At 65.3% G+C, this 14,574-nt stretch carries 20 protein-coding genes; 14 read left to right on the top strand and 6 right to left on the bottom strand.

All coding sequences use genetic code 11. The features are described 5' to 3' along the window. Positions 1–42 precede the first annotated feature (42 nt). The 5 genes from AC5P7R_RS03760 to AC5P7R_RS03740 all read left to right on the top strand — a co-directional run bounded on the left by AC5P7R_RS03760 (position 43) and on the right by AC5P7R_RS03740 (position 4,570). On the top strand, positions 43–1,527 hold the full coding sequence (locus tag AC5P7R_RS03760; protein WP_111101953.1) for an MFS transporter: 1,485 nt from the start codon (positions 43–45) through the stop codon (positions 1,525–1,527). A gap of 16 nt (positions 1,528–1,543) precedes the next feature. Next, complete coding sequence (locus tag AC5P7R_RS03755; RefSeq protein WP_188249896.1) at positions 1,544–2,581, top strand: glycoside hydrolase family 43 protein; 1,038 nt, start codon at positions 1,544–1,546, stop codon at positions 2,579–2,581. Further along, positions 2,571–3,416 carry an aldose epimerase family protein gene (locus AC5P7R_RS03750; RefSeq protein ID WP_459390189.1) on the top strand — a complete coding sequence of 282 codons (846 nt, stop codon included), beginning with the start codon at positions 2,571–2,573 and terminating at the stop codon, positions 3,414–3,416. Before AC5P7R_RS03755 ends, AC5P7R_RS03750 begins: the two co-directional genes overlap by 11 nt. Before the next feature lie 210 nt (positions 3,417–3,626). Further along, positions 3,627–4,076: a BLUF domain-containing protein gene (locus AC5P7R_RS03745; protein ID WP_459390190.1), complete on the top strand. Its 450-nt coding sequence runs from the start codon at positions 3,627–3,629 to the stop codon at positions 4,074–4,076. A 260-nt stretch (positions 4,077–4,336) separates the two neighbouring features. Continuing rightward, a complete protein-coding gene (locus AC5P7R_RS03740; RefSeq protein ID WP_057504077.1) occupies positions 4,337–4,570 on the top strand; it encodes a metallothionein in 234 nt (77 codons plus the stop codon). A gap of 25 nt (positions 4,571–4,595) precedes the next feature. Here the strand turns inward: AC5P7R_RS03740 and AC5P7R_RS03735 are convergent, their stop codons facing one another. The 3 genes from AC5P7R_RS03735 to AC5P7R_RS03725 form a co-directional block, all read right to left on the bottom strand. Beyond that, entirely contained in the window at positions 4,596–5,147 is a 552-nt protein-coding gene (locus tag AC5P7R_RS03735; RefSeq protein WP_021202410.1) for a cysteine hydrolase family protein, read from the bottom strand. Between the two features lie 3 nt (positions 5,148–5,150). Then, entirely contained in the window at positions 5,151–5,789 is a 639-nt protein-coding gene (locus tag AC5P7R_RS03730) for a DUF6766 family protein (RefSeq protein ID WP_478435835.1), read from the bottom strand. Between the two features lie 98 nt (positions 5,790–5,887). After that, positions 5,888–6,076 carry a hypothetical protein gene (locus AC5P7R_RS03725; RefSeq protein WP_019337695.1) on the bottom strand — a complete coding sequence of 63 codons (189 nt, stop codon included), beginning with the start codon at positions 6,074–6,076 and terminating at the stop codon, positions 5,888–5,890. Between the two features lie 149 nt (positions 6,077–6,225). Here AC5P7R_RS03725 and AC5P7R_RS03720 point away from each other — a divergent pair, with 149 nt between their 5' ends. The 3 genes from AC5P7R_RS03720 (at position 6,226) to AC5P7R_RS03710 (ending at position 8,580) form a co-directional block, all read left to right on the top strand. After that, the gene (locus AC5P7R_RS03720) at positions 6,226–7,389 is read left to right on the top strand and encodes a zinc-dependent alcohol dehydrogenase (RefSeq protein WP_188249900.1); all 1,164 of its coding nucleotides are present in this window, start codon (positions 6,226–6,228) and stop codon (positions 7,387–7,389) included. A 10-nt stretch (positions 7,390–7,399) separates the two neighbouring features. Continuing rightward, entirely contained in the window at positions 7,400–7,897 is a 498-nt protein-coding gene (locus AC5P7R_RS03715) for a hypothetical protein (protein ID WP_478435834.1), read from the top strand. 284 nt (positions 7,898–8,181) lie between these two features. Next, entirely contained in the window at positions 8,182–8,580 is a 399-nt protein-coding gene (locus AC5P7R_RS03710) for a BLUF domain-containing protein (RefSeq protein WP_329858951.1), read from the top strand. Between the two features lie 13 nt (positions 8,581–8,593). Here AC5P7R_RS03710 and AC5P7R_RS03705 read toward each other — a convergent pair whose 3' ends face one another. Next, positions 8,594–8,986: a response regulator gene (locus AC5P7R_RS03705; protein ID WP_495213788.1), complete on the bottom strand. Its 393-nt coding sequence runs from the start codon at positions 8,984–8,986 to the stop codon at positions 8,594–8,596. Positions 8,987–9,118: 132 nt separating this feature from the next. Here AC5P7R_RS03705 and AC5P7R_RS03700 point away from each other — a divergent pair, with 132 nt between their 5' ends. The 3 genes from AC5P7R_RS03700 to AC5P7R_RS03690 all read left to right on the top strand — a co-directional run bounded on the left by AC5P7R_RS03700 (position 9,119) and on the right by AC5P7R_RS03690 (position 11,178). Then, positions 9,119–9,535 (top strand): hypothetical protein, encoded by a 417-nt coding sequence (locus AC5P7R_RS03700; RefSeq protein WP_478435832.1) that lies wholly within the window; start codon positions 9,119–9,121, stop codon positions 9,533–9,535. 173 nt (positions 9,536–9,708) lie between these two features. After that, the gene (locus AC5P7R_RS03695) at positions 9,709–10,230 is read left to right on the top strand and encodes a ferritin-like domain-containing protein (RefSeq protein WP_188249902.1); all 522 of its coding nucleotides are present in this window, start codon (positions 9,709–9,711) and stop codon (positions 10,228–10,230) included. 39 nt (positions 10,231–10,269) lie between these two features. Next, a complete protein-coding gene (locus tag AC5P7R_RS03690; RefSeq protein ID WP_019659716.1) occupies positions 10,270–11,178 on the top strand; it encodes a manganese catalase family protein in 909 nt (302 codons plus the stop codon). 121 nt (positions 11,179–11,299) lie between these two features. Here AC5P7R_RS03690 and AC5P7R_RS03685 read toward each other — a convergent pair whose 3' ends face one another. Beyond that, the gene (locus tag AC5P7R_RS03685; protein WP_058982980.1) at positions 11,300–11,623 is read right to left on the bottom strand and encodes a KGG domain-containing protein; all 324 of its coding nucleotides are present in this window, start codon (positions 11,621–11,623) and stop codon (positions 11,300–11,302) included. Between the two features lie 303 nt (positions 11,624–11,926). On the opposite strand from AC5P7R_RS03685, the gene AC5P7R_RS03680 reads away from it, so the two are divergent. The 3 genes from AC5P7R_RS03680 to AC5P7R_RS03670 are packed head-to-tail and all read left to right on the top strand — an operon-like array spanning position 11,927 to position 13,885. Next, the gene (locus AC5P7R_RS03680) at positions 11,927–12,394 is read left to right on the top strand and encodes a BLUF domain-containing protein (RefSeq protein WP_197575971.1); all 468 of its coding nucleotides are present in this window, start codon (positions 11,927–11,929) and stop codon (positions 12,392–12,394) included. Next, the gene (locus tag AC5P7R_RS03675) at positions 12,391–13,143 is read left to right on the top strand and encodes a DUF72 domain-containing protein (RefSeq protein ID WP_329858950.1); all 753 of its coding nucleotides are present in this window, start codon (positions 12,391–12,393) and stop codon (positions 13,141–13,143) included. Before AC5P7R_RS03680 ends, AC5P7R_RS03675 begins: the two co-directional genes overlap by 4 nt. Positions 13,144–13,150: 7 nt before the next feature. After that, on the top strand, positions 13,151–13,885 hold the full coding sequence (locus AC5P7R_RS03670; RefSeq protein ID WP_495213766.1) for a DNA-formamidopyrimidine glycosylase family protein: 735 nt from the start codon (positions 13,151–13,153) through the stop codon (positions 13,883–13,885). A 39-nt stretch (positions 13,886–13,924) separates the two neighbouring features. On the opposite strand, the gene AC5P7R_RS03665 is transcribed toward AC5P7R_RS03670, so the two are convergent. Further along, entirely contained in the window at positions 13,925–14,422 is a 498-nt protein-coding gene (locus AC5P7R_RS03665) for a YciE/YciF ferroxidase family protein (RefSeq protein ID WP_021202421.1), read from the bottom strand. Between the last annotated feature and the right edge of the window lie 152 nt (positions 14,423–14,574).

The following is a 14,574-nucleotide window of genomic DNA, read 5'->3' as shown; positions in this document are numbered from 1 at the left end:
GATTCCGCTTCGACCAGATTCCTTTTCAAGGACGTCCGCTGCATGGCAAGCACTGAACACGCGCTATCGGTACGCGAGAAGCTCGGCTACAGCCTGGGCGATCTCGCCGCCAACCTGATCTTCCAGACCCTGATCACCTACCTGGCGTTCTTCTACACCGACGTCTACCGCCTGCCGGCTGCCACCGCGGCCACGATCATCTTCGTGGTGGGCCTGCTGGGTGCGTTCGTGTTCACGCCGTTGATCGGCATCGCGGCGGACCGCACATCCACACGCTGGGGCCGCTTCCGCCCATGGATCCTGTGGACAGCCATTCCGTTCGGCGTGCTGTCGCTGCTGGCGTTCAGCACCCCGGACCTGGGCGAGCGCGGAAAAGTGATCTATGCACTGGCCACCTACGCGCTGCTGGTCTGCGTCTACGCCGCGAACAACCTGCCGTACTCGGCGCTGAGCGGCGTGCTGACCGGCAGCATGGCCCAGCGCAACAGCCTCTCGGCCTACCGCTTCGTGGCTGTGATGGTCGCGCAGTTCATCATCCAGGTGCTGCTGATGCCGCTGGTGCTGATCCTGGGCGATGGCGACCGGGTGCGCGGCTTCGAGCAGGTCATGACCGCATTCGCCATCATCGGCACGGTGTTCTTCCTGATCACGTTCGCCACCACTCGCGAACGCATCGTGCCGACGCGCGAGCAGACCGGGGGCGTACTGCAGGACCTGTCGGACCTGCTGCACAACCGCCCGTGGCAGGTGATGCTGGCCCTGACCGTGCTGGTATTCATCAACCTGGCGCTGAAGGGCGGCACCTACATCTATTACTTCCAGTACTACATGAGTGAAGCCGCGCTGGCCGGCTTCCTGGACGGCTCAGGCTTCAACGGCCTGATCAGCGCCTTGAATGCTGCCCTGGCCAGCGCCGGCTTCGCGGCGTTCACCTGGCCGAAGGACGCGGCCACCTCGGCGTTCAGCCTGTTCAACGCGTGCGGCATCCTGTGCATGATCCTGGGCATCGGCGCATCACGACGGCTGGCGGATCGCTTCGGCAAGCGCGACGTCTTCGGTGGCGCCCTGTTTGTCTCGACCCTGTTCCTGCTTGCCTTCTACCTGTTTCCACCCACGGGCGTGGCGGTGGCCTTCGCTGCCTTCATGCTGCATGGCTTCTGCTATGGCATCACCATCCCGTTGCTGTGGGCGATGATCGCCGACGTCGCGGACTACTCGGAGTGGAAGAACCATCGGCGGGCGACCGCGATCATCTTCTCGGCGATGCTGTGCGGGCTGAAGATCGGCCTCAGCGTCGGAGGCGCGCTGGTCGCGGCCATCCTTGCGCACTACGGCTACCAGGCAGGACTGGCGCAGCAGCCTGAGGCCGTGGTGCAGGGCATCCGCTTGACCGTAAGCGTCTACTGCTCCCTTCCTTTCCTGCTCGCCGTCGCGCTGCTGTTCTTCTACAGGATCGACAAGCGCACCGAGACCCGCATCGAGCAGGACCTCCACCTGCGTCGCCGTTCCGCCGACGCTTCCGCGTAAGGCCAAGATGACAACCATGATCGACCTCCATGCCGGCGAAGACGGCCAGGCCAGCGAAGCCCGTCTTGCGCAGCTCACCGCACACGCCATTTCGCAACCGCTGGTGACCCACATCTACACCGCCGACCCTTCGGCGCACGTGTTCGAGGGGCGCCTGTACATCTATCCGTCGCACGACATCGACGGTGGCCAGCCGTTCGACGACGAAGGTGGTCACTTCGGCATGCAGGATTATCATGTGCTGAAGATGGATACGCCCGACAGCACGGCCGTGGATTGCGGCATGGCGCTGCACGTGCGCGACGTGCCCTGGGCGCGGAAACAGATGTGGGCCCCCGATGCCGCCTGCCGCGATGGCCGCTACTACCTGTACTTCCCGGCCAAGGACGCCGAGGGCCGGTTCCGCATCGGCGCGGCGATCGGCACGCGGCCGGAGGGCCCGTTCGTGCCCCAGCCGGAGCCGATCAAGGGCGCGTACTCGATCGACCCTGCCGTGTTCGAAGACGAGGATGGCAGCCACTACCTGTACTTCGGCGGCATCTGGGGCGGGCAACTGCAGAAGTATCGTGACAACCAGTACGACGTGGCACACGAGGAACCCGAGGGCAGCGCACCGGCCCTGGGGCCGCGCGTGGGCCGCCTGGATGCCAGCATGACCGAGCTGGCCGAGCCCACCCGCGAAGTGCAGATCCTGGATGAGCATGGCCAGCCGCTGCGTGCGGACGACCACGCGCGCCGCTTCTTCGAAGGCCCGTGGCTGCACAGGTACCAGGGGCGCTACTACCTGTCGTACTCCACTGGCAACACCCATCAGCTGTGCTACGCCATCGGCGACAGCCCGTATGGCCCGTTCACCTACGCTGGCGTGATCCTCACCCCCGTGGTCGGTTGGACCACCCACCACTCCATCTGCCAGTTCGAAGGGCAGTGGTACCTGTTCTATCACGATGCACTGATGTCCGGCGGCATCACCCACCTGCGCTCGGCCAAGTGCACACCGCTGCACATGGAGCCGGACGGAAGCATCCGCACGATCAATCCGTATGGGGCCTGAGCGCATGCTGCCGGTGGATGATGCGCTGGCCCCGCTGCCGGCCGGTGAACTGCACTGGCTGAGATGCGGCGAACTGGAGGTTGCGCTCGCCGCAGGGGCGGGCGGGCGCGTGGCGCACCTGCGTTACCAGGGCGTGGAGTGGCTGGTGGATGCGCAGGTGGGCGGGGCGGCTGCGATCGCCTGGGGCTGCTACCCGATGGTGCCCTGGGCCGGGCGCATCCGCCATGGAACGTTCCGCTTTGATGGCAGGCCGCATCGGCTGCCGCTCAACTTCGACGGGCATGCCATTCATGGGTTGGGCTTCTCGCGACCGTGGCAGATCGACCGGCTGGATGCGGCGGCAGCCAGGTTGGCGCTGGCGTTGCCGCACGACGGCTACTGGCCCTTCGGTGGCATCGCCATGCTGGACCTGCAGCTGGAGGCTCACGCCCTGCAGATGCGCCTTTCGGTCCAGGCCGGCGAGCAGGCGATGCCGGCGGTGCTGGGCTGGCATCCCTGGTTCCGGAAGCCTGACGGGCTGCTGTTCACGCCTCGTGCGATGTACCCGCGGGACGGGGAAGGTATTGCCACGCTGCCCTGTGTGGCTCCCACTACCGGTCCCTGGGATGACTGCTTCATCGCCGACAGCGACATCACGCTGATACGCGGAGGCCAGCGCCTGCGGCTGCGCTCGGACCACGACCATTGGGTGGTCTACGACGGCACGCCGCACGCCACCTGTGTGGAGCCCCAGAGCGGTCCGCCGGACGGCTTCACGCTGGCGCCGCACCGGCTGGAGCCCGGCCAGCGCCTCGCGTTGACGTTCGACCTGGCGTGGGCAGCGGACAGGGCGTGAGCCTGGCACTGGCATGCGTCTCCCCGAACCTGCGGTGCCGGCACAGCAGGACGACCGGCTGCGGATCCTGAACACGCCGAGGAAAGGTGCACCGCTGGTCGGATAGTGGCGATCGGATCACGGAATACACACGATGGGAACTTCCCAGGTCCTCGGATGGGCTACGGTGAGGCCATCGGAATCTGGGGGGATTCGTCACAGGAGCAACCGATGCCTATCAGGGCAGTGGTATACGTCAGCGAAGCCAGCCCCACTGTTGTGGGCGACAACGGGCGCAAGGAGGGCAACAGGCTGGACCAGCTGGTCGACGACGCCGCACGTTTCAACCGGGACGCCGGCGTTACCGGCGTGCTTCTCTTCGATGGCGGGCGGTTTCTCCAGTACATGGAGGGACCGGAGGACGGGTTACGGGTGGCGTACGCGCGTGTGCTGGGCGCAACCAGCCACGCAGGGCTGGTGGAGCTGCAGCGGGGCAGGGTGGGCAACCGGCGCCTGCCGTTCTGGCCGATGCGCTGGCTTCCGGTAGATCCCGGGCCGTTGAAGTCGCTGGCCCACGCGGACTGGATCGGCTTCGTGCAGCGTGGCGATACGTCGGCCGGTGGGCAATCGGCAATGGATCTGCTGGTGGGACTGGTGGAGCCGTACGCCCTTGCCGCATAACGCAAGGGGATTGCCAACGTACGCTACGGGCGAGCAGTCATCTCCTGCAGTTCCAGTCAACCCGCACTGCCCGCGCTCACTGCATCGTGCAGATCATGCTGGCGTGCCGGTTCATTGGACGGGTCCGGACGGACGTTGCAGGGCAGGTGCCATGCCCCTCTCCGCGTGAAGACCCTGCACGGTCGTGACACGGTGCTTTCACTGCCGCCGACACCCGTGATGGCCACACTGCAGGCTCCTTCCAGAGCAGGAGGTGCCCGATGGCTACCTGTGATGTCTGCGGCAACGACTACGACAAGAGCTTCACCGTGCAGCAGGGCGGGCGTAGCGGCACGTTCGATTCGTTTGAATGCGCGATCCATGCGTTCGCCCCGCGCTGCACCCACTGCGATTGCGCCATCATCGGACACGGTGTCGAGGGAAACGGCCAGATCTTCTGCTGCGCACATTGCGCCGGTCATGCCGGTGTAAAGGGTGTCGCAGACCGGGCTTGAGCCGAATGCTGCTCCATCCCGCTGGTCATGCCGGCACCAGAGAAGCAATTCGTGCCACCCGGGCTGCTCCCGAGTCGGCGAGCAGCGCCATTGCCCGCTGCTTCTGTGACGGCATCCCCGCCACGGCCTCCCTTGCCAGGACGACGTCGAACTCCCTGGCGTTGGCGTCCAACGCGGTTGCCAGCACACACGAATCGGCTGTCATCCCGCTGAGCCAAAGTCGGCGCACGCCCAACTTGGCAAGCAGGACCGGCAGCGGGGTGGCGAGGAACGCCGAGTGCTTGGGCTTGAGTACAAAGTAGTGATCGGGCAGGGGTGAGAGCAGGTCGGCTATCCGCCCGGCTGCGCCCCCGTCCCGCCTGCACTGCGCAACCTGTTGTCGGAAGTCACGCTTCCAGTCGGAGAAATTGTCATTGGCATAGATGACCGGCCACCTGCGGTCATCGAAGTGGTCTCTCAAACGCCGGATCTGTCTGGCCGCCCGCTCCGCAACGGGCGCAAGATCCTGCGCGCCGGGGAAGTCGAAACGGCTGAACATGTCGATGATCAGCAAGGCCGTCGATGGATCCTGTCCCATGGCTCAATCACCTGTCTGTGCGTGCGGGGCCTCGACCGGCTTGGACTGCGGTGAATCCTTCTGGCGCAGGAAGATCGTCAGTACAACCAGGGACAGCACGGCGAGAAATTCGCTCTGCCAGTTCTGCATCGATTCAAACCAGAATGTGCTGCTGGCCAGGTGCTGCAGGAAGCCGGGTGCGGGCAGGCCCCGCAACAGCTGCTCGGCCTGCTCGGCTCGCCAGCTTCCCAACGCATGCAGCGTGAAGCTCAACAGGAACAACAGCCCGACGGCGATTGCAAGCGAATGACCGTACAGCACCTTCCAGACGCCGCCACGCCTCACCGGCCAGGGCATAGGTCCTGGCTCGACGCGGCTCTGCTCCTGTGCAGGATCCAACGGCCGCGATTCAGCTGAGCCACGCTGGCGAAGGGTGACGGTCAGGAGAACATACATGCCCATCTGCAGGAATTCGCTCTCCCAGTTCTCGAATGTGGCGCTGACGAAGTGGCCGGTCGCCAGGTAGTGCCATAGATCGATCGGCGCGCGCCCGTGCTGCGTCAACTCCTGGTTGTGGACATGGTGCCCCGCAACTGCCTGCCCAAAGATGAACACGACGGTGAGTGCAAGCAGCACCAGCGAGAGACCGTTGCGTTTCCACATGCAACACCTCGATCAGCCGTTCCAGAGACCGTGCCGAAGCATGCGCGGGCAAGAGGGCAGGGCTCGTGATCACTGCGCATCGAGGGTGTGAGGCGGGCTCAACGCTTGCCTGTCGGGTCAGGATCCGGCCGCTCGTAGTCTTCAGGTACCGCCTTGGGGCCGTCCCCATCGTCGGGCATGTCGTGGTCCTTCCACCTGGCCTGGTCGTTGCGACGTTTGTCCGGCGTGTGGGCCTTCGACTGATCGTCCACGTCCGTGGTTGGATTGAAAGGCAACTTGTCGTTCATGAGCAGCTCCTGCGGCGAGAACCTGAAGCCTGCACCGCGCCGGGTTAACGCCACGACGCCACAGAATGAACGCTGCGCACACCCGGATGTCACCGCAGCAGGGGGACTGCCCTGCGATGCTGGTGTTCCGATCTTTCTGGAGAACCGCGATGCAGGCATTGACCTATCACGGCCGCAGGGATGTGCGCGTCGAGACCGTGCCTGACCCGGTGCTGGCGGCTGAGGATGATCTGATCCTGAGGGTGACCGCCACCGCCATCTGTGGTTCGGACCTGCACCTGTACCGGGGCAAGATTCCTGACCTGCACGATGGCGATGTACTGGGCCACGAATTCATGGGCGTGGTGGAAGAGGTCGGCAGCGGCGTGACCCAGGTGAAACCCGGGGATCGCGTGGTGATCCCGTTTGTGATTGCCTGTGGCGAGTGCTTCCACTGCCGGCTGGCCGAGTATGCCGCCTGCGAGACCACCAATCCGGGCAAGGGCGCCGCACTGAACCAGAAGGGCATACTGCCTCCGGCCGCATTGTTCGGCTACAGCCATCTGTATGGCGGCGTGGCCGGCGGGCAGGCCGAATTCGTACGCGTGCCGAAGGCGAATGTAGGCCCGCTGCGCATCCCGGAAGGGGTGGCCGACGAGCAGGTTCTGTTCCTTTCGGACATCCTGCCCACCGGCTACCAGGCCGCGCTGAACGCTGGGGTCAAGCCCGGCTCGACGGTGGCCATCTTCGGTGCCGGGCCGGTGGGGCTGATGAGCGCAGCCTGCTGCCGGCTGCTGGGGGCCGAGACCATCTTCATGGTGGACCATCTTCGCTACCGCCTTGACTACGCGCGTCGCGCCTACGGGGTGACCCCCATCGACTTCAGGGAGATCGAGGACCCGGCCGATTACATCCTGACCCAGACCAGCGGGCGGGGCGCAGACGCCTGCATCGAGGCCGTAGGCTTCGAGGCCGAAGGGAGTGCGCTGGAGTCAGCGCTGACCGCCGTGAAACTGGAAGGCAGCAGCGGGGTGGCGATCCGGCAGTGCATCGCCGCGGCCCGCCGCGGCGGCGTTGTCAGCATCCCCGGTGTCTATGCCGGCTTCATCCACGGTTTCCTGCTGGGTGACGCGTTCGACAAGGGCTTGACGTTCAAGATGGGGCAGACCCACGTGCAGGGACTGATGCCGGAGCTGCTCGACGCCATCATGGAAGGAAGGCTGGACCCGGGTGACATCATCTCGCACCGGATGCGCCTGGCCGATGCAGCGCAGGGCTATGCGATGTTTGATGCCAAGGATGACGACTGCCGCAAGATCGTTCTGACACCGTGAGCGTGGCGCCATGAGTGTGATTGTCGTGGGCTGTGTGTACGCACTGTGGTTGGTGGCCGGTTCGCTGGACTTCCATTTTCACCGCCGGACCGACCTTCCACACACCTCCGCGATGCGCGAAAGCCTGTTGCATGGGGTGCAGCTGCTTCTGATCGGCAGCGGCGTGCTGGCGTGGCTCGTGCTGGAAAGCACGTGGTCGCTCATCGCGCTGCTGGCGGTCCTGGTCATCACGCACGCAATCGCCGGCTACTTCGACACCGTCAGTGCGGATGGGCGGCGACGCATCAGCCCGGCTGAACAGCACGTGCACAGTGTGCTCGACGCCGCTCCTTGGGTCCTGCTGGGCGGGGTGACGTGGCAGGCTGAACCTCGATGGGCAGTCAGTGTGGCTCCGGCAGCACCGCCGCTCTGGTGGTTCGTATTGCTGCCGGCGCTTGGCCTGGTGGTGTTGCCATGGCTATGGGAGCTGCGCCAGTGCGTGAGGGCGAGAGCGAGGCGCCCGCGCTGACCGGGTGAGGATCACCGCACAGGGTATTCATGGGCAGGCCACGCTTCCAGCCGAGTGATGTGGCCGCCGGCGCCTGCGCCCATTACCATCTACAGCCGTGAACGCTGTTGGCGCTGAACCGCTCGGCCGGGAGCGCAGAAGCTCCCGCCTGCCGACGCGTTATCGCAGCGTGCAGCTCGGGGAGGGCACTGGTAGCCCGGCGATTGAACACCTCATCCCTGCCTACATCAGCGCGGCGATCATTGAAGTGCAGGAAATTTTTTCCTGCGCAAGAAGGAACGAATGTGCCCCTCCGTGCAGTCGCCTACGCAAGTGAGGCGACATCGGGGCTTTCCATGGACCATGTGGATGACCTCGCCAGGGCCACCGCCCGCTTCAACCTTGAAGCCGGCGTTACGGGTGTGCTTCTTTATGACGAACTCCGCTCCCTGCAGTACATCGAGGGGCCGGAAGACAGCATCAACGTGGTGTACAGCCGCATTCTCAGTGCCCGCAGCCATCGCGAGCTGATCGAACTGGGCCGCGGCAGGGTTTCCGGCAGGTTCTTTCCCTATTGGTCGATGCGATTGCTGTGGGTTGAGGCCTCCGAGATCCGCAGCGTCGCGCACGGCAACTGGGATGGCCTCTCCCGTGGTGGCGCGCTGCGCCAGCTGGGCTTGGTGGTAGCCCCGCACCTGGGGTGACGGTTGCATGGATTCAATGCGGGGGCGGCTGCGCGCAGGTATCGCCCAGCACGCGCCGAACCGTGTCCTGCAATTGACTCACATGGAACGGTTTGGCAACGAAGGCTGCGCGCCGGTGGCGCTGCGGCACCAGCTGGTCGTACACCGCAGAGACGAACAGGTAGGGGATGCCGAGTTCTGCCAGGCGATCAGCGACGGGAAAGACCACACCGTCGCGAAGTTCGACATCGAGCACGGCGCCGTCGAATCGCTGGGTGTCCAGCAGCCCGAGAGCGTCGAACACGCTGTAGGCATGCGTCACCTGACCACCGACGTCCTCAAGTGCGTGCTCCATGAGTGCGGCCAGGTCGAGTTGGTCTTCCACCAGCAGCAGGTTGCATCTGCGCTGGCTCATTGCGGATTGCATGCGTACATGCCTGTGTTGTCCTGGGAACACGAGTTTCTGCTGTGCTGCATCAAGATCCTGCGTGCGCATTGTCAGTCCGGCGCGAAGCCTTGCGCGCGTGACCAACCTCGTGGAGGAGGCGTGGAGGGCCTTATGGATTTCGTTGACGGCTTCTTGGCATGCGCTGTGGATACTGCCGCCGACCCCTGTATCGGAGTTTCTGTCATGCCTCTATCCGGAAACGAAGCGGCCTCTCCAGGCGTGCTGCGTATCGATTGCATGCCGCTCGATTGTGGCGGCGCCGCCATTGTCGTGGAACTGGACCGTACGCCTGAACGGACATGGATGAAGTCGCTGAAGCGGGCATTGCAGGCCGACGATGCCCTTGAAGGCGCACAGGCCAAATTTGATGGCCGTTTTGTCTATGTCGTGGGCGTGGACGGGGGTGGGCACCGTGCTCAACACCGCGTGATGCAGGCCGTAATGGCGGCGGACGGCGGGGGCGCTTCGAACGCCCGCCCCCGGGGCCCCAGGGCGGGCGCGGTCGCATCGAGCGCCCTGGCGACCTGAGCGCCCTGGCGACCTGAGGGCGCCCCGGGTCCAGTCCCGGGTGCGGATGTTATCGCTGCATCAGCGCTGCGTGCAATGCCAACCTGCGGCGGCTCACATCGGCCGACAACGCGGTGATTGCGCTCGCTCCACGATGGTCTCCGGAGGCATGTCGCCCCGCACCGGAGATCGAGATGGCAGACCAGAACACCGCCCGAAGCGAGCGCCTGCTGAAGTGGCTGCAGGACGCCTACGCCATGGAACAGGAAGCGGAGACCATGATGAAGGCCATGGCTTCGCGGATCGAGAACTATCCCCAGCTTGCCGCACGCATCAGCCAGCACGTCCAGGAGACGCAGGGGCAGTCTGCCTCACTGCGGCAGTGCATTGAGGCGCTGGGAGGAAGCGTGCCCACCGCGAAGGGATTGTTCGCGAGCATGACCGCCGCCATCCACGCCGCCGGCAACACGCTGATGGAGGACGAGGTGGTCAAGAGCGTGGGCCTTTCATTCGGCTTCGAGAACACCGAGATCGCCACGTACAGGGCGCTGGTGATCGCTGCCGAGCGCGCCGGCGCGCCCGACGTTGCGGCGGTGTGCGGCCAGATCCTGCAGGAAGAGGTTGCCATGGCGCGCTGGCTGGAGGACCACCAGGACGGGCTGGTCGGAGCGTTCCTCAACCGTGACGAAACGCCCGGCGCCCAAGCCAAGCGTTGACCCCTAAGCCAGCCCACACCAGCCACCGGGAAAGCCCTCATGTTCTTTCATCACAAGAAACTGATGTATACCGTGCGCGTCCGCGAATCCAACCCACAGCTCGCCAGCCTCATGCTTGAACAGTTCGGCGGCCCACAGGGCGAGTTGGCCGCCGCGATGCGCTACTTCACCCAGGGACTTGGCGAATGCGATCCCGGGCGCAAGGACCTGTTGATGGACATCGCCACCGAGGAGATCAGTCATCTGGAGATCATCGGCACCATCATCGCCATGCTCAACCGCGGGCCCAAGGCGATCCAGTCCGAAGGGCTTGCCGAGGCTGAGGACATGCGGCTGCTGGGCCAGAACAGCACCAGCCACACCGAACAGATCCTGTACGGCGGCGGCCCCGCGCTGGTCAATTCCAGCGGGGTGCCGTGGACAGCCGCCTACATCGACTCGATCGGCGACCCCACCGCCGACCTGCGCTCGAACATCGCGGCCGAAGCGCGCGCCAAGCTGGTGTATGAGCGCCTGATCAACGTTACCGACGACCCGGGCATCAAGGATGCGCTGCGCTTCCTGATGACCCGCGAGATCGCGCACATGAAGTCGTTCGAGAAAGCGCTGCACAGCATCCAGCCCAACTTCCCACCGGGCAAGCTGCCGGGGGATCCGGCGTTCACCGATCTGTACATGGACATGTCGCAGGGTGACGGCGCCGACGATCTGCAGGGCAGCTGGAACAGCGGCGAGCTCTGGGAGCGGGTAAGCGACCGCGACGCACAGGCCGCTGTGGATGGTGGCGACGGCGGCGGCACGGTGGACCTGGACCCGCGCGAACAAGCGGCGGTGCAGGCCATGACCCTGCGCACGCTCTCCGACCCGGAAGCGCGGCCGGCCACCGGGGCCGAGCTGGGGGCAGGCCCGGGTGCAGGTGCACTGGACCTGCCGCCACGCGAGCCGTGAAAGAAGCCGGGGCGCCCGTTCGCGGCGCTCCGGTTGCAACGCCCCTGAGCCGCGTGGGGCGTACAAAAGTGGGCGGACATCACGTCCGCCCACGAAGGGATGCAACGGGTTTCAGCGCCGATCAGCGCTGCTGGCCACCGCGGTTGTTGCCGCCGCCGCGTTCCTGCTGTTGCTGCCCGCCGCCCTGGTTGCCGCCCTGGTTGCCACCACCGCGACTGTTCTGGCCGCCTTCGCGGCCGATGTCAGCCATGTGCTGGCGGTCCTGGCTCACTGCTTCGCCGCCCTTGCGGCCGGCTTCGCGTGCTTCTTCCGAGCTGAATTCATGGGCGTTGCCTGACTCGTGCGCGGCACGTCCACCCTTGGCGGCGATCTCGCGCTGCTTGTCCTCGTCCATCGAAGCGAAACCGCGGTTGCTGGTGCCCTGGTTCTGGTTCTGGTTGGCCATGGAAAGTCTCCTTGGGTTCAGCCGCCTCATTGGCGGCAGCGACCATCTTCCAGATCCGGCGCTAGACGGCGGTGGCACGACCGCCAACGTCGCGTCATCCGGAAGGCTCTGATTCCTCATCCGGCCTCCACGAACATCCCTGCACGCGTGCGCACAGTGGCAGACACACGTTCCGCGGCCCAACCGTGCGTCAACGCGATGCGGAAGGTACACGCCACAGTTCGACGCAGCCTCCACACCGGTCTCACCGCGCGTACGATCGGTGTGGCTAAGGTAGAGCGGTCTGCAACAACCGGTGGTGCCATGCCCTTCAGAGCGATTGCCTATGTAAGTGAAGCCTCCCGCAACCTGACGGAACAGCGGCTGCAGCAACTCGTGGCGGAGGCGGTGCAGTTCAACGAGTCCGCCGATGTCACCGGCACATTGCTGTTCGATGGCTCGCGCTTCCTGCAGTACCTGGAAGGCCCGGAGGCAGGGGTCAAGGCGGTGTACACGCGCATTCTGGCTGCAAGCAGCCACAGCGGAATTGTCGAACTGAACCGGGGCAGGGTGGGTCGCCGACAGTTTCCGCGCTGGCGGATGCGCAGCGTGCGGGTGGATGAGCTCGCGCTGGGAAAGATCGCCATTTCCGACTGGACCGGATTCGTGCGCAGCGCGTCGGCGCTGCAGTCGGGCACCAGTGCCCTGGATCAACTACTGTCGGTTTCGCAATCGCAGACGGAAGCAAGCGCGGGTGGCATCATCGAACCAGACGGGCAGCTGGCACGATGAAGGCCACAGCCGCCCCGGTTGCGTCCGGCCCACCACGCGTCGGTTGTGCGGGATGGTCGCTGCCGCGGGCGGATCAGGAAGCGTTCGGCGCGGGCGACAGCCTACTGCAGCGCTATGCCACACGCCTGTCGATGGTGGAGATCAACTCTTCCTTCTATCGACCGCACCAGCCCAGGACTTACGCGCGATGGGCGGCGAGCGTTCCGGAGGGCTTCCGGTTTGCGGTGAAACTCCCGCGCGAGATCAGCCATGAGCGTCGGCTGCGCGATGCAATACAGCCGCTCGAACAGTTCCTTGAGGGCGTGCTGGAGCTGGGTGGAAAGCTCGGTCCATTGCTGCTGCAGCTGCCGCCCAGCCTGGTGTACGACACGGCCACGGCCGAAGCCTTCCTGCGGGGCCTGCGCGCGCGCACGCAGGCCGATGTAGCGTGCGAGCCGCGGCATCCGACTTGGTTCACGGCGGACGTGGATGCGCTGCTGAGCGCGCATGGTGTTGCACGGGTAGCCGCAGATCCGGCACGTGTGCCGGCGGCAGCGGTTCCCGGCGGTGATCGTGCGTGGAGCTACTGGCGCTGGCACGGCCAGCCGCAGATCTATCGCAGTGCGTACAGCGAACAGGCCCTGGCGGAACTGGCGCAACGGCTGCGGCGCGAAGCTGATGCGCAACGGCCGGCCTGGTTCGTACTGGACAATACAGCACTGGGCCATGCCACCGGCAACGCACTGCGCCTGCAGGCGCTGCTGCAGTAGAACGCCCATGCCTGAAGGTCCTTCCATCGTACTGCTGCGCGAAGCCACTAGCCATTTCAAAGGGCACGTGGTCCGCACCGTCTCCGGAAACAGCCGCATCGACCTGTCGCCGCTGCAGGGCCGAAGGGTCAAGGCGGTCCGCAGTTGGGGCAAGCACTTCCTGCTGGAATTCAGCCGCCACACACTGCGCATCCATCTGATGATGTTCGGCAGCTGGCGCATCGACGAACGGAAGCCAACCACGGCGCGTGTATCCCTGCTGTTCGACAATGGCGAGCTGAACTTCTATGCGTGTTCCGTGCGGCTGATCGACGAGCCGTTGGACGACGTCTACGACTGGCGCGCGGACGTGATGAACGATGCCTGGGATCCGAAGCTGGCCCGGCGCAAGCTGAAGGCAATGCCGGACGTCATGGTCTGCGATGCGCTTCTGGACCAGACGGTCTTTGCCGGCGTGGGCAACATCATCAAGAACGAGGTGCTGTTCCGTATAGGCGTGCACCCCGCCACCCGCTTGGGCGACCTGCCGCCACGCAGGCTTACCGCGCTGATCGGCCAGGCGCGCGCCTACAGCTTCGACTTCCTGGAATGGAAGCGGCGCTTCGAGCTGAAGAAGCATTGGCAGGTGCACACGAAGAAGGTCTGTCCCCTGTGCGGTGGCCCAATCAGCAAGCTCTACATGGGGACCACGCGGCGGCGCACGTTCTTCTGCCCCAATGATCAGGTGCTCTACGGGCACTGAGGCCGCCGTCCGTGGCAGCCGGGTTCCAAGGCGCGCCGATCAGGCGGCCTGCGCGGCCTTGGCGTTGCCGCCGTCCTTGGCCAGCAGGGTCAGCTTTTCGTCGGTGGCCTTCTCTTCCTCAAGCGTCTCCAGCAGCAGCGGCAGGGCGTCCTTGTAGCCCAGCTGCTTGGCCAGCGCGGCAATGGTCCCGTAGGACGCAATCTCGTAATGCTCGACCTTCTGCGCGCCGCCGATCAGCGCAGCATCCCGCACAGGGCCCTTGTCGATGCTGTCGATCACTTCCTTGCCTTCCTCCACCAGGCCCTCCATCGCCGCGCACTTGATGCGCTTCAGGCGAATGCCCAGGATCTCGACAACCTGGTCGATGCGTTCGATCTGGCCCTGGGTCTCTTCCAGGTGCGTCTCAAACGCCGTGGCCAGGTCCGGATTCTCGGCCGCACGGGCCAGGCGTGGGAGGGCCTTGGTCAGCTGCTTCTCGGCGCTGTAGATATCCGAGAGTTCGTGGATGAACAGGTCTTCCGCCGTCTTGATAGCCATACTGGGCTCCGCAGTGAGTGGAGCGATCAGCGTAGGGTCTTCCCGGTTGCGATCAGGCAGGTGCCAGGTGAAGGCGGCATGTGAAGGTCCACGCGAACCGTGCGCGTGCCCTTCACGATGCGGGATCCGCCACTGCGGGTTGGCGCCGGTGC

This window comes from Stenotrophomonas sp. YJH_SMC_27, from assembly GCF_059369815.1.
The sequence above is the reverse complement of the archived record's forward strand: the minus strand, read 5'-3'. Positions and strand labels throughout refer to the sequence as shown.